The sequence below is a fragment of the Spirosoma jeollabukense genome, from assembly GCF_054777855.1.
The window spans coordinates 1-20,526 of sequence record NZ_BAAHAD010000003.1 but is presented as its reverse complement, the minus strand read 5'-3'; the positions used below and the strand labels follow the sequence as shown (position 1 = coordinate 20,526).

Sequence of the window (20,526 nt, the reverse complement as noted above, 5' to 3'; positions counted from 1 at the left end):
TTATGATTCAGGTATTTGGTAGCTGGCATATTAGCAGTTCATATCACCGGCCAAATGCCTAAACCAAAACCTTACTTAACTTCATTAACCTGGTCGACCCAGTTAAAGCGGTCACTTGGCGAGAATTTCCAGGGAGCCATGTTATTCTCAATATTACTGAACATTGCGTTCCAGGAAGCGGGTGCCTGCGACTCTTCCATGACTCGATACCGACGTAGCTGTAGGATAATATCCAATGGATTGATGTTGATTGGACAGGCATTTACGCACGCTTGACAGGTTGTGCAGGCATTCAACTCTTCGGCCGTAATGTAATCATTGAGCAGCGATTTGTCGTCGCGATAGTCATTCCCATTCGCTTTCCAACCCTGCTGAATTTCTTCGAGCCGGTCGCGGGTGTCCATCATGATTTTGCGGGGCGACAACTTCTTCCCTGTAATGTTAGCCGGGCAAGCTGCTGTACACCGTCCGCACTCGGTGCAGCTATAGGCATTCATAAGGTTAATCCACTTCAAGTCCTGCACATCTTTGGCGCCAAATCGACCAACTTCAGCGGGTTGGTCACCATTATCATTCGCTTGTGAGCCGTCAGTTTCCGTAGTAATAGGCAAGCCTAAAGCTAGCTGAACCTCTTTCGTTATTTCGGGCATATTCTGCATTTCACCTTTTGGTTGCAGATCCGAGAAATAGACGTTAGGAAAGCCCAAGGCTATGTGTAGGTGTTTCGAGTACGTTACATAGATGGCAAATGCCAGAATGCCCAGAATATGTAACCACCATGCAATGCGCTCATAAGCTATCAAGGACGTATCACTGAAATTTGTAAAGAATAATTTCAGAAACTGGCTAATTAAAAAATCAGGTACGATACCTTGTAGCTCCCCGTAGTGCCCAACTCCCCGATCACGCAAAACACTGTCAGATGCATTCCAGGTCAGAAAAGCGATCATCAGCAGGATTTCTGCTGTCAGAATAATGGCAGCATCCGTGCGGGGCCAGCGCGTCATTTCACGATGACGCTCCTGCTGAAAACGAGGTACTTTTGTGATAAACCGGCGACACAAAAACACGACACAAACAGCTAGTACACCAAAAGCCAACACTTCAAATACATCAATCAGAACTGGATAAACAGGTGTAATGTATGGCGCAAACAGGCGGTGAGTACCCAGAATACCATCCAGGATAATCTCCAGAATTTCGAGGTTGATGATGATGAACCCGGCATAAATAACGAAGTGCATTACGCCCACCAGCATATTAGTAAACATCTTTTTCTGACCAAACGCAACCAGCAACATCGTTTTCAGGCGCTCTTCGGCATGATCAAATCGATTTTCTGGCCGACCAAGATTAATGGCTCGGGCAATGAATTTGATACGTTGCATTATATACCAAACCGTTATGGCTAGAGCCGCGACAAATAAAACTTGCTGAAAAACTTTCATCTATTTACGCTTATTATTTTGTCTGATAATCAATCGTTTGACCCAGACACTAGTACAGTAATAAAAAATATTCTGGCCAACATGTTGCAAAAGGCATTCCGTTACGTACTTTTGCACCCACGTTTCGGTGATGTAGCTCAGTTGGTAGAGCAAAGGACTGAAAATCCTTGTGTCGGCGGTTCGATTCCGTCCATCACCACCACCTTAACGTAAGCCTTTCCAATTGGAAAGGCTTTTTTTATGCCTTCTAACTACCAACAAACTTTTTTACACCAGGTAAGTCTAGAGCAAACAACAGGAAAACAGTATGCTTGCATACCATTTTCCTGTTGGCAAATATACTGCTTTCCCTAAATCTAACAAGCCTCCAGACTGGTTGTTTTGGATTTAGTTTAGCCTAAAAACACAATGCTTTTTGGGATAGGTTATAGTGGACGTATTACGTCTCTCATGTAACTTATTCTGATCCTGTGAGTCCCAATTCTCTCATGGGAATCAACGTTCTGCTTGCCTTTTGTTATTTGTCTTATAACATATCTGGCGACTCCCTACCGAATCGGTCGGACAGCCTCGCTCATCTGGTAGTACAGCCTACTCAACCGAAGACGGGTCGATTGTTGGCTGTGGGGACTACATCGCTTATCACGGTAGGAGCATCATACGCGTATCTGGAACGGACATGGTGGAATGGCAAAGGAATACCTTTTCACTTCGATGAAGGTCGGGATTTGACCTACGCTAGTGGACTAGATAAGGTAGCTCATTTAACAGGTGGCATTTTCGTATCAGAAACTTACTATTCGGCCTTTCGCTGGGCAGGTGTATCAGAACGAAAGGCCGAATGGCTGGCTCTGGGGTCAGCCACCTTTGTGGAGCTAGGTATCGAATTAAAAGACGCCTATTCGCCAACGTATGGCTTCAGTTGGCGCGACGTAGCAGCAGGCACACTGGGTGGATTCTGGCCAATGGCTCAGCACCGTTCAGGCTTTTTGCGTGATGCCCAGTGGAAAGTCAGCTATTGGCAACAAACGCCCAAATACTTTAACGAACGGGGTATTCCAGTGCAACGATTTTCTATCGACGATTACATCAATCAAACGTACTGGTTTTCATTTTCGCCCGAACATTTTGGTGGAAAATCCTGGAAAAGTGCCTGGCCCGATTGGCTACAACTATCCATTGGACTTGGCCTGGAAGCAGAAACCTGGAGTGTCAATCACGATGGTCTAGGTGGGCGACATGAATGGTACGTTGCCCCAGATATTAACCTGGTTAAACTGCTAAAACCACGTAGCACTACCGCCAAAGCAATTTTAGGGCTTTTCAAATATATTAAGATTCCGGCACCGACCCTACAACTGGGCACAACACTACGTTGGCACTGGCTTTATTTCTGAAGCATGTTTATTTCTATGCCAATGGCTTGCATCAATTGGCTGGCATTGAAACTCTTGCAAATTCCATTGCGGAGCTTGTAGTCAAAAATCAGTTCGCCGTTGTGGAGATCCGACTGGAAATGAAAATTTCGAACAAATCCGTCAGCATCGGTAAGTTGACCCAGTTCGAGATCATGGGTTGAAACAAAGCCTGAAGTGGTAGTCTGATGCAATTGGCGAATGAGCGCTTCTGCTCCCCTGTGCCGATCGGCGGAATTAGTGCCTTTGAGTATTTCATCCAGAAAATATAAGACAGGAATCGTATCTGATTGCTTCGATAAACCGATGAGCGTTTGAAGCCGCTTGAGTTCAGCATAGAACGATGAGGTACTTTCTTCCAGCGAGTCCTGCGTACGCATGCTTGTAAATACGCGTACAGGTGAGCACCATAACCGTTCAGCGCTTACAACGGCCCCAGCAAGTGCTAATACCACATTGGCGCCTACTGTGCGCAGAAACGTACTTTTACCCGACATGTTTGAGCCAGTAATCAATATGGTTTGGCCAGAACCTGCTAGTTTTAATGAGTTGGCAACGCTGCGATCCTGCGGCAACAAGGGGTGAGCGGCTGCAGTAATGTCTAACGTCAGCTTATCGCTAATATCAACGATGTCGGGGGTAGCATAGCCAGGATGCGCATAGGCAAAACCAGCCAGGCTATTGAGCGCTTCCAGTTCGCCAAGGGCCTCAAACCAACGACTCAGCGTGGGGCCGTGGGTTTTTCGCCAGCGTTCGAGTTGAAACAGGTAATGAATATCCCATAACGTAGCAATGCCAAAAAGCAGAAAGAAATAGGGATTGCGCCGATAATTTAAGCCTTCCGTTAATCGGGCAAGCTGGCCGATGGCATCAGATGCAGAGTCGCCATTTGACGTTAATGCCTGCTTGATCGCTTTGATTCGAACAGTGTTAGCCTGTAACTTACCAGCATGCTCAAACAAGGCGCGAAAAGCACGTAGCGCGGCTGAAATTTCGAATGTTTGATCACTAACCTCTTTTGCTCTCGCTGCCGTTTGGCTCAGTACTAAACCATGCACAGCCAAGCCCAACAGGACTGCCGAACCCGGAACATAGCCAAGCAGCCAGGCCACAAACAAGCTGAATGTGATGGTTGGAAATATAAACCGGACGATAGACAGATAAGCAGGCAATGGGACAATCTCGGCAGTAGCCCACTTCACCAATACATCTGGCGAACGGCTAATCGTTTCTTCCATATAAGCCAATGCTTCAAATTGTTGCCGCCAGTCGATTTGCGGATTCAATTCCGCGGCCGCTTCCTGTCGAAGTCGGATAGCATCGGGCGAGTTTGGTGCTTTTAACCAGGAAGCCAGTCGGTTTTGACCCGCCTGCGTGTGTGTTCGGTTAAGCAACCGGAAGAGCGAGTGTTTCCCAAATACGTCCAAATCGCCTGAATAATAGTGCGTTGCACTAACATACTGCTCGCCCATTTCGGAACGCACATACTGGCGCTTAAGCCGGGCCGCTTCGTCCTGATTGATAAATACTAACTGGTGATTTAAGTCTCGCTCACGCCGAACGGTTTGGTGTTTCTTCAGTAAAACCAGAAAACCCACGACCCCAACCAGCAACGTTATTACTGAAGCCAATTGCTGATCGAGCCGGATAAGCAGCCAAACGGCTAGTACACTTACTACAAACCAGACAAGGCGAAAAAAGGCTAATTGGTTATACCGGCGTTGTGCAATTTGTTCGGCTTGACGAAATTGCTGTTGGCGTTCAGGGAAGGTGGTTTCAGGGTTCATGCTACAGGTATAAAAAAATCGGCAGTGTTGCCACTGCCGACAGCTATGTATGCTTTTTGAGCTGGCTGTTTGCGATCAGAGAACAATAGTACGTGACTTATTTATTACAACCCTGGCAAACGCCCTGAATCAGGAGATTCATTTCTTTACGATTGTACCCTTCTGGTAATACCACGACTGGAATGTTGACGTGATCTAAGCAGGTCGTTTGACCGCAGTTTTCGCACTTAAAGTGAACGTGGTCGTGGTGATGGTGACCATTCGAGCAGGTTTCTCGGCAGAGCGCATATTTGGTGCCGCCTTCGTCATCAAGGACTTTGTGCAGGAGGCCTTTATCCAAAAATGTACGTAGCGTCCGATAGATCGTTACACGATCGTGGTCGGGACCAAGGCCGTTCTCGACATCATTGTGTGCTAGTGCATGACCAGCGTTTAGAAACAAATCCAGCACTTCCTCGCGGCCATTGGTATGCCGGAGATTAAAGTCTTTCAGGGTTTTAGAAGCCGAAGTCATGATTAGTCGATAGTCATTAGTCAATAGTCAATAGTAGTTAGCCGTTTTCGGACATATCAACCACGCTTAACTAACGACTCTTTTTATTCGATGGTTTCAAATTGCAATTTAACCAGATTTGCGTAGATGCCGTCTTCCTGCATGGCCAATTGGTCGTGCGTACCCGACTCTGCAATCTGCCCCTCACGTATTACATAAATCGTGTCCACTTTACGAATGGTTGCCAATCGGTGAGCAATAATGATGGTCGTACGGTTTTGCATCAGCAGGTCCAGCGCTTCCTGTACTAACCGCTCCGATTCGGCATCCAGTGAACTGGTTGCTTCATCCAGAATCAAAATAGCAGGATCTTTCAGGATAGCGCGGGCAATGGCGATACGTTGCCGTTGCCCACCCGACAGCTTGATGCCCCGTTCGCCCACTATCGTTTGTAAGCCTTCAGGAAACGATTCAATAAATTGCAATGCATTGGCCTTACGGGCAGCTTCACGTACTTCCGCTTCCGTAGCGCCGGGTTTGCCGTACTGAATATTCTCGAGAATTGTGCCGCCAAACAGCATAACCTCCTGCGGAACAATAGCGATATTCTTACGAAGTTCGGTAATGTTGAAGCTATCCAACTCGCGGCCATCTATCGTAATATGACCACCGGCAATGGGATAGTAGCGCATCAGCAACTGCACAATTGTCGACTTTCCCGCTCCACTCTGACCAACCAGGGCAACTTTCCGACCGGCCGGTACGTCGATCGAGATACCTTTCAGTACTTCAATGTCGGGACGAGCCGGGTAAGAAAACCGCACACCATTGAATAGAACGCGTCCCTGAACGGGTATAAATAGTGGCAGCTCTTCGTTGGCTTTTACTTCGGATGGTTCTCCGAGAATTTCCAGAATCCGCTCCGATGCACCCAGCGTTTGCGCTAGTTGTGAATAAACATCGCCCATACCTGCCACAGAACCGCCAATGAACGTAGTATAGACCAGGAATGTGAGCAGGTCAGCAAAAGGCATTTCGTTATTTAATACCAACGAACCACCATACCAAACGACACCGATAATGCCGCCAAAGAGGGTGAAAATCACAAACGAGACAAATATGCCCCGGTATTTAGCTGCTCGCAAGGCCATGTTAACAACCTGTTGTAGCGCATTTCCGTAGCGGTTTATCTCCAGATTCTCATTCGTAAACGCTTTCACTACGTGTACAGACTGCAACGTCTCTTCTACGACAACATTCGCCTGTGCCAGCAAGTCCTGTACCTGTTTGGATAGTTTACGAATGAACCGTCCAAAGAATAAAGCGGATATAATCATCACGGGAAACGTAGCGAGCATAAAGAGCGTCAGTTTCCAGGAAACGTAAAGAATAATGCCGGTGCCAATAACCAGTGTAGCAACCTGACGAAATAACTCGGCCAGTGTTAATGTAAATACGCTCTGCAACTGCGATACGTCCGACGAGATTCGGCTGGTTAACTCACCCACGCGACGTTGCTCAAAAAAGGAAATGGGCAACGTAATGATTTTAGCATAGGTTGCCCGGCGCACATCGGCCATGGCTCGCTCGCTCACCTGCGAAAAAAAGTAAATACGAAAGAAGGAGAAAAGCGCTTGTGCTATCAGTACGCCCACAAAAAACAGCGTGACCTGGTTCAACGAAAAGGCTGATTTACCCTGGATAACACTAGTGATCTGCCCGATCAGCAGGCCAAAACTCATGGTTGTACCAGTCGACAGGATCAGAAATACAAATCCGATAATGTACTGAAACCGATAAGGTTTCACAAACCGGAAGATGCTCAGCGCTTTTTTTACACTGTCACGCGTAAACTTCTTTTTATTCTCTTCTTTGGCTTCCTCACCAAAATTTTGTTCTTGTTTTGCCATTTTTATTTTTCGTAACGACCAACGTGTCGGTTGCTACAGATTGTCTTTTTGTCCTTTATACCCAGATTGTTCAAAAATCTGCCGGGCGTCAGCGTTGCGCATTAAATCTGCAATGGAAACATTGCTGTGTTCATCGTGATACCGACCTACAATTCGCCAGCCGACCCAGCGACCAATGGCACCAGGGCAAGCCTGTCCTATTTCAGCAGTAAAAGGCCGCTCATTCAAATATCGCTGTTTTATGGCGGAGTTCGTCTGATATAACAACTGATTGTCAATAAAATGCGCCCAAACAACATCTTGTGCATTAAACGTTTGAGTCAGTTGCTTGTCTGAATAGCCGATAACCAGACTGTCGCCGACATCGGGGAGCATCGTTTTCGTAAATACGTACCCTTTCCCATAATAGACCATATCGGCCAGTATCGTTTGGTCGGCGCGATTTGTCGCATTGTATTTATCAGAAATAGCAAAGACAATGGCAGGAACAATGTATTCCTTTTGGTATCGACGCAGAATGTACTGTGGATAATCTGGCCCCTGAGGGCGGTATTTTGCCTTTGGGCCAGCAAAATAGTCGAGACCGATCACGATCAGGCTATCTGTAACGACTAAATCCGGCCCCAGAAAGCCCGTCACGACGGTAGCTACTTTGGGAGAGCGAAAGTCAGGGAAATCTTTTTTAATATTTGTAAACGCTTCGGCCAATTGCTTTTTCAAATCAGTCATATCGCCGAATTCGGCCTCAACCTGAGCTTGCAATTCGTTCAAAGCGGGATTGTTGATCCGGTTGGTCAATTCCTGGACAAGTGCTGTATCATTTCCGGCTCCGTTCGCGTTAAAGTACAATTGAGCTATAGCCGGGTTTCGATTCAGCAAAGCCTTAAGACTGTCGGGCGATTTGCTGGAAAAAAGTTGCTGGTCAAGTCGAAAAAAGGTCAGGTCATCAGGTTTGGTGCACGAAACCAGCAGAAGAAAACAAAAAAGGCCCACAATGGCCGACTGTATCCGCATGAAAATCACGAGTTTTCAATATAGAAAACGTGCAAAAATATGAAAAAAGTTGCAGGCTTAGGACTGATTTTGGTCATGTTAACGGTATGCTACGGTTGGGCGCAGTCAACCTCGCCCGCCCTATACCGGTTACGCACCAAAGAATCAAGTGAAACCGAGAAGCGATTTCGCAAAATACTAGGGGATAATTACGACGGTCAGGATAAAAACCGCCGGGATTACGATGATGACCGCAAGCGCCGTCGCAAACGTAGCCAGCAAACGACTACGCCTACCAACGATGGTTCTTACGACGGCTCCGGACCCGATTATATTCGTCCGAGTCACCTCATCGAAATGGGTATTCGGTTCGCTCCCTCGCTCGATATTAATACGGCCGCCGGTACGGGTAATTACTCGGGCTTTCGCGATAATGGCGTTGGACTCCGTATGAGCGTTGGCCCTACGCTGGATTACTTTTTCTTCAAAGATCGCTACGCGTTTAGTACGGGTCTTTGGTACACGATCAAACGGTCGGGCTTTCAGATGCCGGGCTCATTTGGGCAAAGTCGGTGGGATCCGAGCGCCCCAGAAAAAGAATCCATTTATAATTTACAGTATCTGCAAATTCCAGCAACGGTGAAGCTATTTGCCAATAACATCGCACCCAACATGCGGCTGTATCTCCAGACAGGTGGCTTATTAAGTATTAAATTAGCGGAGAAAGCCCTGGATCAGGCACGAAACGGTCTTTATACCGCCGACAGTGGAGGTAGTCGGCGTCAGTATGGATTTGGAGATGTTGAACTGCTCCTCGGTACCGGGATTCAGTACAAAATTAACCAGACGAATGCACTCAATGTTGGCATGAGCTATCAGCGTGGATTAATCAACGTAGCGCGCGGCAGTGAATTGATTTCTAAAAACCGGGTTGTCTCGCTGGAAGTTGGGTTCAAGTTTTAGCGTTTCTACAGTGTGGTGTAATCTGCAACTACACGGGCTTCTATCTAAACGGTAGAAATCAAATTCGCATCTCAATTCCTTTTTCGCGTAAATAGCTTTTCAAATCAGGAATTTCGATTTCCTTGAAGTGGAAAATACTGGCAGCCAGACCGGCATCAGCTTTGCCCGTTGTGAATACGTCTACAAAGTGATCCATGGTACCCGCTCCCCCGGACGCGATAACCGGAATATTAGCCGTGCCCGAAATTTGTGCTGTTAGCTCAAGCGCAAATCCCGCTTTTGTTCCGTCGGTATCCATTGACGTCAGCAGGATTTCACCCGCCCCTCGATTTTCAACTTCTTTAGCCCAGGCAATTGTACGTAGTTCCGTAGGTTTGCGCCCGCCATGTGTGTGAACGATGTGATCGTAGGGCATCAGGCTCGGGGGCGTGTTACTATTTGCTTGTTTGACATGTTCCGCGCTCCCCTGCTCCAGGCTAATCCAGCGCGTATCAATGGCTACAACTACACATTGGCTTCCAAATTCTAACGCCAGTTGGTCGACTAAGCCAGGATTTCGAACAGCAGACGAGTTAATCGAAATCTTGTCAGCACCCGCATTTAACAGCGCCGATACGTCAGCTACGGATGAAATTCCACCACCGACAGTAAAGGGAATGTTGATGGTGTGCGCTACGTTACGCACCAGTTCAATCAACGTTTTGCGCCCGTCAACAGTGGCCGTAATATCCAGGAAAACCAGTTCGTCAGCACCTTGTTCAGCATAGATGGCAGCAAGAGCAACCGGGTCGCCCGCGTCGCGCAGGTTGACGAAGTTGGTTCCTTTTACAGTACGTCCGTCTTTGATGTCAAGGCAGGGAATGATCCGTTTCGTAAGCATTAGTAGGAAGTAAAGGCTTTGATAGACATAGTATTTTCGGGGCTATCAATGGGTTGGAAACCGAATTGCTCGTATAAGCCGTGGGCATCCCGCGTAACCAGCATGATCCGACGCAACCCCTGCAACGGCGGATAGGTCGTGATGAATTTTATTAGCTGTTTCGACAATCCAAGGCCCCGGTGTTCAGGTAAAATAAAAACATCAGCCAGGTAGCCGAACGTAGCAAAGTCGGTAATGACACGAGCGAAACCAACTTGATTATCACCCTGATATACGCCAAAGCAAGCTGAATTTTCGATCGAACGCTGAACAATATCGAACGGGATATTTAAACACCAATACGCTTCCTGACTCAAGTATCGGTGAATCACAGCAATATCAAGTTTAGACTTATCAGCGCTTATGGTATATGCCTCCTTCATGGTGTTTTATTCATTAAACTGCCTTAATTCCTTCAGCGTCACCCGTCCTTCATAGATCGCTTTGCCAACGATGACGCCAAAAACGTCCATATCGGCTAAGGTCTCGATGTCGGACATGTTGCTCACACCACCACTAGCAATAATATCTAATTTGGGAAACTGGTCCTGCATGTTCCGATACAGATCAAACGACGGCCCTTCTAATAAGCCATCTTTTGCTACGTCGGTACTGATTACGTACTTGATGCCTTTTTGAACCCATTTTTCCAGAAAATCATACACCCAAACTTCCGTTGCTTCTTCCCAACCGCTGACGGCGATCTTCTCATTTTTAGCGTCGGCTCCCAGGATAATCTTTTCTGATCCATAGCGAGAAAGCCACCTTTCCATCAGATCAGGGTCTTTTACGGCAATGCTTCCGCCCGTAACCTGCATAGCGCCACACTCGAACGCTATTTGTAGGTCCTCATCGGACTGTACGCCACCGCCAAAATCAACGTGAAGATTTGTTTTCGATGCGATCAGTTCCAGCACTTTCCAGTTTATAATCCGCTTTTCTTTTGCGCCATCCAGATCCACCAAATGCAGGCGCGTCAGGCCCGCATCCTCAAACTGTTGAGCAACTTCAAGCGGTCGGGCATTGTATTCTTTTTTCTGGCGATAATCGCCCTGAGTCAGCCGAACAGCCTTCCCATCAATCAGGTCAATAGCAGGAATAATATACATTTTCTAAACCGCTACGGCGGACCGACAGAGTAAACGGAGGATTCACGGAGTATACAAAGAATGTGTGTTCTTTGTGTTAAACTCAATGCTCTCCGTGTTTAAATTATAGTTTCAAAAAATTCTCCAGTATTCGCTGACCAACATTCCCGCTGATTTCCGCGTGAAACTGGGCAGCATAGAAATTATCCCGATGCAACATGGCGCTAAACGGGCGGACGTAGTTGCAGATGGCCGTTGTTTCAGGGCAAACATCGGCGGCATAACTATGCACAAAGTACATATATGCGTTTTCGGGCAGACCTTGTGTCAGCGGACCACGTAGCGTATGAATATTGTTCCAGCCAGTGTGAGGTACTTTAAAATCAGGCTGGGCCGGAAACCGTCGAACGTCAATATCGAAAACGCCCATGCACTTTGTGTCGTTTTCTTCCGAATAGCGGCACATGAGCTGCATTCCCACACACGTACCGAGTACGGGCTGTTTCAGAGACGGAATCAATTTATCCAGACCTCGCTCGCGCAGATAGGCCATTGCCGTGCTGGCCTCTCCTACGCCGGGGAAGATGACTTTATCGGCCGAACGGATTTCGGCTTCATCATCCGTAAGCAGATAACCAGCGCCCAATCGCTCCAGAGCATACATAACCGACTGTACGTTGCCAGCGTTGTATTTAATGATGACAGTTTTCATAAAGCAAAAGCCCAGCTCTTTAGCAGAACCGGGCTTTGTATATTGTGTAATCAGGATTATCTCACCGAACTCACAAACACGAGCATCTCGTTCTGCTGCGTTACCGCCCAGACTGGTGATGCTGATGGTTTGGTGCTTGTAAAATCATAAGACAAAGGTAAACGCTTAGTCGTGTAAATCAAAACAAACTCCCCTGAACCACTTTAGGCTGCAGGACGGGCTCACGAAGGTTTAGGCCGCAATGCTTGTTCAGTTCGCGAATCCAGTACAGAATCAATTCGGGGGCTGTATCGTTTTCAGCCCCACCGTGAACGAATAAATAAGCCGTTTGTAACCCTTTGTCGAACCACGTTTTCAAACGCTGTATCCAGGCGTCGGTTCGGGTATAATCGGTTGGATGGCCTTCGTTGGCGATGAATCGTAGCGTTAGAACAGGGCTGCTCAAGCCCATGTGCAGTACATCACGGCGGCCTGCTACGTCCGTGATGACAACATGTCGGCGAAGATGGTAAAGTCGTTCGAGGGTTTGTTGCCAAACAGCCGCCTTACTGAACCAGTCGGCGTGTCGAAATTCAACCGCTACGTCCAGTTCATCGGGCAGGTTTTTAAGGTATGTTTCCAGCACTGGCCACTTGTCTGGGCCAAACGTTGGTGGAAGTTGCAGAAAGGTCATGCCCAGAAACTCTTCCAGATTCAGGACTGCGTTTACGAACTCTTCGGTTAGTCCTTCCGTAGCAATTAGATGCCGTTCATGGCTAATAATCTGCGGAAATTTTGGGCAATAGGTGAAACCTTCGGTAGCTTCGGCTTTCCACTTTTCTATCATCCCCGCTGTTGGAATCTGATAGTGCGTCAGATTCAATTCGATGGTATTAAATTGACGGGTGTAGTAATGAAGAAAATCGCGCTCCTTCGCATGAGCTGGATATACCTTACCAACGTAGTCTTTATTGGCCCAGATTGGTCCGCCAATAAAGACCCTGGGTTGACAGCTTGCGCTGCGATGCGTCGCTTCAACACCAGCCCAGATCCGAGCGTTAAACGCCGAACCAGGAGGCAGCACGAAATTAACGGCATCAAGGTTATATATTTTTCCGAATTCCATAGGTTTCTGATCGAACCGCCGAAGCGGAAGTATAAACGTAAAACTGCCAAAGACACCCTTTCGTTTTTTCGCCCTATCCAATTTAACTAATTTTGCTTTTTATCTGTAATCTCCAGATTGGTTTTTGCGCTACTGGCTATTGAGTACAGCAAAAAGAGACAGGATTTCGACTGAGTTATGATTTCAAAGACATACGCCCCCCAGGAAATTGAAGAAAAATGGTATCAATACTGGCTTGATAATCAATTTTTCAAATCTACCCCCGACAACCGAGAACCGTATACGGTCGTCATTCCGCCACCGAACGTAACGGGCGTGTTGCACATGGGCCACATGCTCAACAATACAATACAGGACGTACTGGTCCGAAAGGCCCGCATGGAGGGTAAAAATGCCTGCTGGGTACCTGGGACTGACCATGCCAGTATTGCGACCGAAGCCAAAGTGGTAGCCATGCTTAAAGAGCGCGGCATCAGCAAAAAAGACCTCACGCGCGAGGAATTTCTGGAGTATGCCTGGGAATGGACCCACAAGTACGGTGGCATCATTCTGCAACAACTCCGCAAACTCGGTGCTTCCTGCGACTGGGACCGAACCCGTTTCACGATGGAACCGGCTTTGCACGACTCGGTTATTGACGTATTTGTTGATCTATACAACAAAGGCCAGATTTATCGGGGTGTCCGCATGGTCAATTGGGACCCGCAGGGACGTACTGCCGTGTCGGATGAGGAAGTTATAACCAAAGAAATTCAGCAGAAGCTGGTTTATATCCAATACGAGATTGTCGGGAGCAACGGGCAGGATTACATCACTATAGCGACGGTTCGGCCGGAGACGATCATGGCCGACGCAGCTATAGCTGTTAACCCGAATGACGAACGGTTTACGCATCTGCATGGAAAGAAAGCGCTTATTCCGCTCATCAACCGCGAGATTCCCATCATTACAGATGAGTATGTAACCATGGATTTTGGTACAGGTGGGCTGAAAGTTACGCCTGCGCACGATCCAAATGACTATGCGCTGGGTATTACGCATAACCTGCCTGTGCTGGACATTCTGAATGATGATGGCACGTTGAACGATAAAGCTCAGATTCTGGTCGGGCTAGATCGGTTTGCCGCGCGTAAAGCTATCATCAAACTTCTCGAAGAATCAGGCAATCTGGTCAAAACGGAGGATTACAAATCGAATGTTGGTACTTCCGAGCGAACAGGCGCTGTCATTGAGCCAAAACTGTCGTTGCAGTGGTTTCTGAAAATGGACGAATTGTCGAAACCAGCCTTGACGAACGTAATGGACGACACAATCCAGCTTGTTCCGCCCAAGTTTAAGAATATGTATCGCTCCTGGATGGAGAACGTCCATGACTGGTGCATTAGTCGTCAATTGTGGTGGGGCCAGCAGATTCCGGCGTTTTATATGCAGGATGGCACCATTATCGTAGCGAAAAATAAGCACGAAGCCTTGGAGAAAGTGCAGCACGAAAAACTGCTCTTTGCCATGACCGAAGCCGATCTGACACAGGACGAAGACGTACTTGATACGTGGTTCTCGTCCTGGCTCTGGCCGATGTCGGTTTTTGACGGAATAAAAGACCCGAATAATGCCGATATAAATTATTACTATCCAACCAATGACCTCGTTACGGCGCCCGAAATTCTGTTTTTCTGGGTAGCTCGTATGATCATCGCTGGGTACGAATATCGGGGTGAAGCACCATTCAAAAATGTGTATCTAACTGGAATTGTTCGCGACAAGCTGGGACGTAAAATGTCGAAACAGCTTGGCAACTCACCCGATCCGCTGGATCTTATTGATCAGTATGGAGCCGACGGCGTTCGTACGGGAATGCTGTTCAGTTCGGCGGCTGGTAATGATCTGATGTTCGATGAAAAACTGGTTGAGCAGGGTCGTAATTTCAGTAACAAAATCTGGAATGCCTTTCGCTTGGTGAAAGGCTGGACGGTTAGTGACGAGGCTACCGCTGCTAGGGTATCTTTGGCATTAACAGGAAATGGTCTTGATGGCAATTCGCTAGCCATTCGTTGGTTTGAATCGAAACTTAATGCTACGTTGATTCAGATTGAAGATGATTTCAGCAAGTTTCGTATCTCCGATGCTTTACAAGCCGTTTATAAGTTGATCTGGGATGATTTCTGTTCTCAATACCTCGAATTGATCAAACCTCCGTTCGATACGGAAACTGGTACGTCACAACCGATTGATCGTGTTACCTACGAGGCTACTATCAATTTCTTCGAAAGGCTTATGAGTCTGGCGCATCCGTTCATGCCGTTCATTACCGAAGAGATCTGGCAGGATATTCGCGAACGGCAACCGCGTGAAAGTATTTGCATCGCGCCTTTTCCGAAAGCAGGTTTGATCGACGAGCAAATTCTAACCGATTTTGAAACGCTGTTTGAAGTAATTTCCAACGTGCGGAATATTCGAAACGTCAAGCAGATTTCGCCAAAAGTGGCTTTGCCATTAGCCATCAAAACTACATCTCCCGATCAGTTTCAAAAGCTCGAAATATTATTGCAAAAAATGGCCAATGTCTCGGCCATTGACTACGTTGGTGAAAAGGCTGCAGGTGTTCCTTTCCTGATAAAAAGCGACGAATTCTTCGTTAACATTGCCGGAGAAATTGACCTTGAACAGGAGATCGCCAGTACCCGGAAAGAATTGGAATATAACATCGGGTTTCGAGATTCGACACTCAAAAAGCTTTCAAACGAAAAATTCGTTGCTAATGCCAAAGCTGATATTGTCGATCGAGAACGCCAGAAACTTGCTGATGCTGAAGCCAAAATTCAGGCTTTGGATCAAAGGTTAGTAGATTTAGGTGCTTAACTTTTGGGACAGGTAGCTCATTTTGAGTGTACTACGTTACCACTCAGAAAAAAATAAAAATAATTTACAAAGCAATAATGCAATTATTTGATCAAATAATTGCATTATTGCTTTGTAAACAGAGCTTAGCGCCAATGAACAAGTGCATTTTTCTGGACCGCGACGGTGTTTTGAATGAAGACCGAACGGATTACGTCTATCGGGTGGAAGATTTTATCATTCCCGATGGCGTACCGGAAGCCTTGCGTTTACTTAAAGAAGCAGGCTATTTACTGATTGTTATCACTAACCAGGCAGGAATCGCAAAAGGGCTTTACACCCGAGATGACGTAATGGCTTGTTACAATTATCTACAGGAGCAATGCGGTCAGGTTATTGATGCTATTTATTATTGTCCGCATCACCCCAACTATGATACTGAATCACTCACGCGCAAGCCTGGTTCATTACTGCTCGAAAAGGCAATAGCCAAATATGATATTGAACCCGACGAATCCTGGATGATTGGCGATGCCCTGCGTGATATGCAGGCGGGCCGACGTGTTGGCGTCCGAACGGTACGTATCACTCACGAACCACAACCTTCGGATGAGCATGATGGCTGCGTAACTAACTTACTGGAAGCTTCTCGGTTTGTACTGCGTTATGCCTAGCAATAAAACACCACCAACTTTCATGAAAGTTGGTGGTGTTTTATTAACTAAAAATTAGCTCTTATGCCCGTGAATGCGTCGAAGCGGGTTTCTGTACGCTACCATATGCGGGGCAATTTGCCTTCCGTGCACACGAACCGAGCGATAATGTTGCCAGCGCAACCCCTAAAATCAGTAGTTTTTTCATGCCAGTAGTTTCCTTGTGCGTTCTTAACCCCCAGATTAATAAACGAATATAGTTCTTATGAGCGTATATTTTTCCCAAAGCAGACGAACTTATTCGTCTGCTTTGGGAACGGTTAATTGTCTTCTTTTACCAACTCAGCTTCTTCCTCACGCTCTTCAGCCGCTTCAGTTGCTTCCAGTTCAGTCATGCCGGGTTCAGCACCACCGTAGCCTAGAATTTTGAGCATTACTTCACTATTTTGCTCAGGTGCAAATAGTCGAGTCCGAAGATTGCCTTGCTCATCCTTGTCAACAATAACGTGTTGCGGAGCTGGAATTAGACAGTGTTGAATGCCGCCATATCCACCTAATGACTCCTGATACGCTCCGGTATGAAATAAGCCAATGTACTGGTCTTCTGCCTCCTGATCGAAAATCGGCAAGTAAAGGTCCGCACTGTGTGCTTCTGTATTATAAAAATCGTGTGAGTCACAAGTCAGACCACCGAGATTCACTTTCTGATAAGGATTGTCCCAGTTGTTGACCGAAAGCATGATATACTTTTGGCCTAGTCCCCAGGAATCAGGTAGTTGTGTAATGAACGAACCATCGATCATATACCACAATTCCTTATCATTCTGCAACTTTTGGTCGATTACCTTGTATATTACTGCTCCACTTTCACCAACTGTATACGATCCAAATTCCGTGAAAATGTGTGGGACCGGTACATTGCTCTTATTGCAAATCCATTGAATACTTTCCACAATCTGGTCGATCATGGCTTGATAATCGTACGTAAACTGAAACGAAGTCTGTATCGGCATGCCCCCACCAATGTCGATTGAATCGAGGTCAGGACAGATTTTACGCAGTTCGCAATACTTATACATAAACCGGCTCAACTCGCTCCAGTAATATGCACTGTCCTTAATGCCTGTATTGATGAAGAAATGCAGCATTTTGAGCTTAAACTTCTCATTCGGCTGAATTTTACTCCGGTACAATTCATTCACATCACTATAACGAATGCCCAAACGCGATGTATAGAAGGCGAAGTTCGGCTCTTCATCCGTAGCAATCCGAATACCAAAGTTGACCGTGTCGGCCGTTATGGTATTCTCATAAGCCTCAATTTCCTTAAGGTTATCAAGTACAGGAATTACGTTGAACCCCTCATTGATCATTTCACTGAGGTACTGCGTGTAGAGAGGCCGTTTATAGCCGTTGGCAATAATATACGTCTGCTTCGAAACACGATCCATTTTGTGCAATTCTCGCACAATTTGAATATCGTAGGCCGAGGATGTCTCGAGGTGAACGTTATTTTTCAGTACTTCTTCAAGTACAAACCGAAAATGAGATGATTTTGTACAATAGCAGTACGTATAATTTCCCTTATAATTATACCGCTTCATTGCATTCCTGAACAGCAACTTAGCATGTTCAATATGCTCGGTTATTTTTGGTAAATACGTCAGCTTCAGGGGCGTACCGTATTGCTTGACAATGTCCATCAGTGGGACATTATTGAACATAAGTTCGTTTTTCTCGACATTGAACTCCCGTGTCGGGAATTCAAACGTCTGGTCAATCAGATCATAGTATGTCTTCATCCCTACGTTCGACGCATAAAATGGGGCAGTCCGCTAGCTAGTGCGGTTGTGGTTCTAAAAAAATAGATGCGAATTTGGCCCCGGAAATTGGGGTTTGCAAATGAAATGCATTCGCAAAATAGTCAACGAAAAAGCGAGGTCTTTGATTCGATAATTTCTAAAAATTAATACTACCGAAATACGATACGTTATTAGCAGATTCAAGTTCATCAGGCAAACCAAAAAGAAGCCGTACTTTTGCTTGCAACACTGACTATTTTTATCGCATGCCCCAGGCTATTCATTTCATTTCTATTGGCGGCAGTGCCATGCACAATCTTGCTTTGACTCTTCAACATCAAGGCTATAGTATCACAGGCTCAGACGATCAAATCTATGAACCATCACGGACACGCTTGAAGCAATATGGTCTACTCCCTGACGAATTAGGCTGGTTTCCAGAGAAAATCACTACTGATTTAAATGGAGTTATTGTAGGAATGCATGCTCGAAAAGATAATCCTGAGCTAATTAAAGCGCGGGAACTAGGGCTTCCCGTTTATTCCTACCCTGAATTTATTTATCAGCAAAGTCAGCAGAAACAACGGGTAGTTATTGCAGGAAGTCATGGTAAAACAACCATTACAGCCATGATTTTGCATGTCATGACGTATCATAAGCGGCTGTTTGATTACTGGATTGGGGATGAGATTGATGGATTCGACGCAACGGTTAGATTAACACCAGATGCTCCTGTCATTATTATTGAAGGTGATGAATATGCCTCTTCTCCAATTGACGCACGACCGAAGTTTTTGCATTATCAACCTCACATTGCCCTTATAAGTGGCATTGCCTGGGATCATATTAATATTTATCCAACCTGGGATGAATACGTTGACCAGTTTGAATCATTGGCCGAAGCAATGCCCAAAGCAGGAATTTTGATTTTCGACGAATCAGACGATATGCTTGATGTAATTGGCCAGAAAGATCGTCCTGACATTACCAAAATTCCATACGTAGCTCATCCCAGCGAAATAATTAATGGCCAAACGTATTTGATTACGAAACAAGGCCACAAGCTACCATTACAAATCTTCGGTGACCATAATATGAAGAATGTATCTGGTGCTATGACTGTTTGTGATCGAATTGGAATTACGGAAGACCAGTTTTATGAAGCAATTGCATCATTTAAAGGTGTGGCACAGCGGTTAGAGAAAGTAGCAGAAAACGATATGCGAATCCTATATCGTGATTTCGCTCATTCACCTGCTAAAGTCGAAGCAACTACTGAAGCTGTCAAGCGCCAGTATCCTGATCGAAAATTGCTGGCAGTTTTAGAACTCTACACGTTAAGTAGCCTGAATAAAGTTTTTTTAAAACAATACAAAGGCTCTCTGGAAGCCGCTGATGAAGCCGTTGTATATTTTGATGCCAAGACGATTCAAAATATGCCAATTTCTGTAGAATATATAGTTGAGGCCTTCGATAAACCGGGTTTGCAAATTCTGACTGATAGTAAGGATTTAATGACTTATCTTCTTCAAAATCGTAATTCAAACCAAGTGTTCCTATTGATGAGTTCAGGTACGTTCAGTGGGTTGAATTTAAACGAAATATCGAAGAAGTTGATTTAATAGGCTATAGCCTAAAAAGAATCATATTAATAATAGAGTCAATTTAAAATTGATTCGGTCAACTATGAATAGTATTGTTGTTTATTGCGCTTCAAGCTTAGGATTTAACCCAATTTACAATAAGGTAGCTGTTGAACTCGGCGAAAAAATGGCCGCTCTTAACATCCGACTTATCTATGGCGGAGGGGGCTTTGGACTCATGGGTAACGTAGCAAATGCCGTATTACAAAATGGGGGTGAGGTAACAGGCGTAATTCCTAACTTCCTGGCGAATCTTGAAGTAGCGCATACCACCCTGACGGAACTGCATTTTGTCGAGACAATGCACGAACGAAAATTCAAAATGGTGCAATTAGCTAGGGGGGTAATTACCCTGCCTGGTGGTTATGGAACCATGGATGAGTTATTCGAAATTTTAGCTTGGCGCCAGCTCAAACTTTATGATGGCCCTATTGCGATCATTAACACAAACGGCTATTATGATCTAATGCTTCAACAACTCGATCGTATGGTAACCGACGGTTTTCTCAAAGCAGAGAATCGCAATCTGTTACTGATTGCAAAGTCTGTAGATGAAGTTTTGAAAATGATAAGCGATTTCTGGGCTAATGCATAGAATGTATTACTTATCATTTAGTTTCTAATAAGAAAGGATAGCCATACTATAGCTAACCCTCCTTATTAAAAATATCTAAAATGCCGAACGCCGTGCTCTGGGTAGAACACGGCGTTGGATCTGGTTTCCTTAGGTGGCACCTTCCTACTCTCCCGCTTGTGA

General features: G+C 45.9%; 17 protein-coding genes and 1 tRNA gene. 7 read left to right on the top strand and 11 right to left on the bottom strand.

The genetic code is table 11. The annotated features are described in order from the left end of the window. Window positions 1-71: 71 nt before the first annotated feature. Complete coding sequence (locus ACYVEA_RS14130; RefSeq protein WP_461114099.1) at window positions 72-1,448, bottom strand: 4Fe-4S dicluster domain-containing protein; 1,377 nt, start codon at window positions 1,446-1,448, stop codon at window positions 72-74. A gap of 126 nt (window positions 1,449-1,574) precedes the next feature. On the opposite strand from ACYVEA_RS14130, the gene ACYVEA_RS14125 reads away from it, so the two are divergent. Beyond that, window positions 1,575-1,650, top strand: a tRNA-Phe gene (locus tag ACYVEA_RS14125). A gap of 286 nt (window positions 1,651-1,936) precedes the next feature. Then, a complete protein-coding gene (locus ACYVEA_RS14120; RefSeq protein WP_461114098.1) occupies window positions 1,937-2,845 on the top strand; it encodes a DUF2279 domain-containing protein in 909 nt (302 codons plus the stop codon). Here the strand turns inward: ACYVEA_RS14120 and ACYVEA_RS14115 are convergent. From ACYVEA_RS14115 to gldB, 4 genes are all read right to left on the bottom strand, one after another. After that, a complete protein-coding gene (locus ACYVEA_RS14115; RefSeq protein WP_461114097.1) occupies window positions 2,836-4,650 on the bottom strand; it encodes a MutS-related protein in 1,815 nt (604 codons plus the stop codon). The two genes, ACYVEA_RS14120 and ACYVEA_RS14115, sit on opposite strands and share 10 nt — an antisense overlap. 97 nt (window positions 4,651-4,747) lie before the next feature. Then, the gene (locus ACYVEA_RS14110; RefSeq protein ID WP_461114096.1) at window positions 4,748-5,164 is read right to left on the bottom strand and encodes a Fur family transcriptional regulator; all 417 of its coding nucleotides are present in this window, start codon (window positions 5,162-5,164) and stop codon (window positions 4,748-4,750) included. An 83-nt stretch (window positions 5,165-5,247) separates the two neighbouring features. Then, window positions 5,248-7,053 (bottom strand): ABC transporter ATP-binding protein, encoded by a 1,806-nt coding sequence (locus ACYVEA_RS14105; RefSeq protein WP_461114095.1) that lies wholly within the window; start codon window positions 7,051-7,053, stop codon window positions 5,248-5,250. A 33-nt stretch (window positions 7,054-7,086) separates the two neighbouring features. After that, window positions 7,087-8,067 carry a gliding motility lipoprotein GldB gene (gene gldB / locus ACYVEA_RS14100; protein WP_461114094.1) on the bottom strand — a complete coding sequence of 327 codons (981 nt, stop codon included), beginning with the start codon at window positions 8,065-8,067 and terminating at the stop codon, window positions 7,087-7,089. A gap of 39 nt (window positions 8,068-8,106) precedes the next feature. On the opposite strand from gldB, the gene ACYVEA_RS14095 reads away from it, so the two are divergent. Continuing rightward, entirely contained in the window at window positions 8,107-9,009 is a 903-nt protein-coding gene (locus ACYVEA_RS14095) for a porin family protein (protein WP_461114093.1), read from the top strand. 58 nt (window positions 9,010-9,067) lie between these two features. Here ACYVEA_RS14095 and hisF read toward each other — a convergent pair whose 3' ends face one another. The 5 genes from hisF to ACYVEA_RS14070 all read right to left on the bottom strand — a co-directional run bounded on the left by hisF (window position 9,068) and on the right by ACYVEA_RS14070 (window position 12,833). Next, the gene (gene hisF, locus ACYVEA_RS14090) at window positions 9,068-9,889 is read right to left on the bottom strand and encodes an imidazole glycerol phosphate synthase subunit HisF (protein ID WP_461114092.1); all 822 of its coding nucleotides are present in this window, start codon (window positions 9,887-9,889) and stop codon (window positions 9,068-9,070) included. Continuing rightward, window positions 9,889-10,311: a GNAT family N-acetyltransferase gene (locus tag ACYVEA_RS14085; protein ID WP_461114091.1), complete on the bottom strand. Its 423-nt coding sequence runs from the start codon at window positions 10,309-10,311 to the stop codon at window positions 9,889-9,891. Before ACYVEA_RS14085 ends, hisF begins: the two co-directional genes overlap by 1 nt. A gap of 6 nt (window positions 10,312-10,317) precedes the next feature. Continuing rightward, a complete protein-coding gene (hisA, locus tag ACYVEA_RS14080) occupies window positions 10,318-11,037 on the bottom strand; it encodes a 1-(5-phosphoribosyl)-5-[(5-phosphoribosylamino)methylideneamino]imidazole-4-carboxamide isomerase (RefSeq protein WP_461114090.1) in 720 nt (239 codons plus the stop codon). A gap of 103 nt (window positions 11,038-11,140) precedes the next feature. Then, window positions 11,141-11,728 (bottom strand): imidazole glycerol phosphate synthase subunit HisH, encoded by a 588-nt coding sequence (gene hisH, locus ACYVEA_RS14075; protein WP_461114089.1) that lies wholly within the window; start codon window positions 11,726-11,728, stop codon window positions 11,141-11,143. A gap of 178 nt (window positions 11,729-11,906) precedes the next feature. Continuing rightward, complete coding sequence (locus ACYVEA_RS14070) at window positions 11,907-12,833, bottom strand: DUF72 domain-containing protein (protein ID WP_461114088.1); 927 nt, start codon at window positions 12,831-12,833, stop codon at window positions 11,907-11,909. Between the two features lie 177 nt (window positions 12,834-13,010). Here ACYVEA_RS14070 and ACYVEA_RS14065 point away from each other — a divergent pair, with 177 nt between their 5' ends. Both ACYVEA_RS14065 and ACYVEA_RS14060 read left to right on the top strand, forming a co-directional pair. Continuing rightward, window positions 13,011-15,692 carry a valine--tRNA ligase gene (locus ACYVEA_RS14065; protein WP_461114087.1) on the top strand — a complete coding sequence of 894 codons (2,682 nt, stop codon included), beginning with the start codon at window positions 13,011-13,013 and terminating at the stop codon, window positions 15,690-15,692. A 134-nt stretch (window positions 15,693-15,826) separates the two neighbouring features. Beyond that, window positions 15,827-16,345 (top strand): D-glycero-alpha-D-manno-heptose-1,7-bisphosphate 7-phosphatase, encoded by a 519-nt coding sequence (locus tag ACYVEA_RS14060; RefSeq protein ID WP_461114086.1) that lies wholly within the window; start codon window positions 15,827-15,829, stop codon window positions 16,343-16,345. 299 nt (window positions 16,346-16,644) lie between these two features. On the opposite strand, the gene ACYVEA_RS14055 is transcribed toward ACYVEA_RS14060, so the two are convergent. Next, window positions 16,645-18,126 carry a type III PLP-dependent enzyme domain-containing protein gene (locus ACYVEA_RS14055; RefSeq protein ID WP_461114085.1) on the bottom strand — a complete coding sequence of 494 codons (1,482 nt, stop codon included), beginning with the start codon at window positions 18,124-18,126 and terminating at the stop codon, window positions 16,645-16,647. Window positions 18,127-18,392: 266 nt separating this feature from the next. On the opposite strand from ACYVEA_RS14055, the gene ACYVEA_RS14050 reads away from it, so the two are divergent. After that, window positions 18,393-19,748, top strand: a complete 1,356-nt coding sequence (locus tag ACYVEA_RS14050; RefSeq protein ID WP_461114084.1) for a UDP-N-acetylmuramate--L-alanine ligase — start codon at window positions 18,393-18,395, stop codon at window positions 19,746-19,748. Between the two features lie 64 nt (window positions 19,749-19,812). Beyond that, complete coding sequence (locus ACYVEA_RS14045; protein WP_461114083.1) at window positions 19,813-20,364, top strand: LOG family protein; 552 nt, start codon at window positions 19,813-19,815, stop codon at window positions 20,362-20,364. Window positions 20,365-20,526 lie beyond the last annotated feature (162 nt).

Excerpts from the sequence above, each read along its gene's own strand:
- ACYVEA_RS14115 (WP_461114097.1), bottom strand. The coding sequence starts at position 4,650 with ATGAACCCTGAAACCACCTTCCCTGAACGCCAACAGCAATTTCGTCAA.
- hisA (WP_461114090.1), bottom strand. The coding sequence starts at position 11,037 with ATGTATATTATTCCTGCTATTGACCTGATTGATGGGAAGGCTGTTCGG.
- ACYVEA_RS14085 (WP_461114091.1), bottom strand. The coding sequence starts at position 10,311 with ATGAAGGAGGCATATACCATAAGCGCTGATAAGTCTAAACTTGATATT.
- ACYVEA_RS14050 (WP_461114084.1), top strand. The coding sequence starts at position 18,393 with ATGCCCCAGGCTATTCATTTCATTTCTATTGGCGGCAGTGCCATGCAC.
- ACYVEA_RS14120 (WP_461114098.1), top strand. The coding sequence starts at position 1,937 with ATGGGAATCAACGTTCTGCTTGCCTTTTGTTATTTGTCTTATAACATA.
- ACYVEA_RS14070 (WP_461114088.1), bottom strand. The coding sequence starts at position 12,833 with ATGGAATTCGGAAAAATATATAACCTTGATGCCGTTAATTTCGTGCTG.
- gldB (WP_461114094.1), bottom strand. The coding sequence starts at position 8,067 with ATGCGGATACAGTCGGCCATTGTGGGCCTTTTTTGTTTTCTTCTGCTG.
- ACYVEA_RS14045 (WP_461114083.1), top strand. The coding sequence starts at position 19,813 with ATGAATAGTATTGTTGTTTATTGCGCTTCAAGCTTAGGATTTAACCCA.
- ACYVEA_RS14130 (WP_461114099.1), bottom strand. The coding sequence starts at position 1,448 with ATGAAAGTTTTTCAGCAAGTTTTATTTGTCGCGGCTCTAGCCATAACG.
- ACYVEA_RS14110 (WP_461114096.1), bottom strand. The coding sequence starts at position 5,164 with ATGACTTCGGCTTCTAAAACCCTGAAAGACTTTAATCTCCGGCATACC.
- ACYVEA_RS14095 (WP_461114093.1), top strand. The coding sequence starts at position 8,107 with ATGAAAAAAGTTGCAGGCTTAGGACTGATTTTGGTCATGTTAACGGTA.
- ACYVEA_RS14065 (WP_461114087.1), top strand. The coding sequence starts at position 13,011 with ATGATTTCAAAGACATACGCCCCCCAGGAAATTGAAGAAAAATGGTAT.
- hisF (WP_461114092.1), bottom strand. The coding sequence starts at position 9,889 with ATGCTTACGAAACGGATCATTCCCTGCCTTGACATCAAAGACGGACGT.
- ACYVEA_RS14105 (WP_461114095.1), bottom strand. The coding sequence starts at position 7,053 with ATGGCAAAACAAGAACAAAATTTTGGTGAGGAAGCCAAAGAAGAGAAT.
- ACYVEA_RS14055 (WP_461114085.1), bottom strand. The coding sequence starts at position 18,126 with ATGAAGACATACTATGATCTGATTGACCAGACGTTTGAATTCCCGACA.
- ACYVEA_RS14060 (WP_461114086.1), top strand. The coding sequence starts at position 15,827 with ATGAACAAGTGCATTTTTCTGGACCGCGACGGTGTTTTGAATGAAGAC.
- hisH (WP_461114089.1), bottom strand. The coding sequence starts at position 11,728 with ATGAAAACTGTCATCATTAAATACAACGCTGGCAACGTACAGTCGGTT.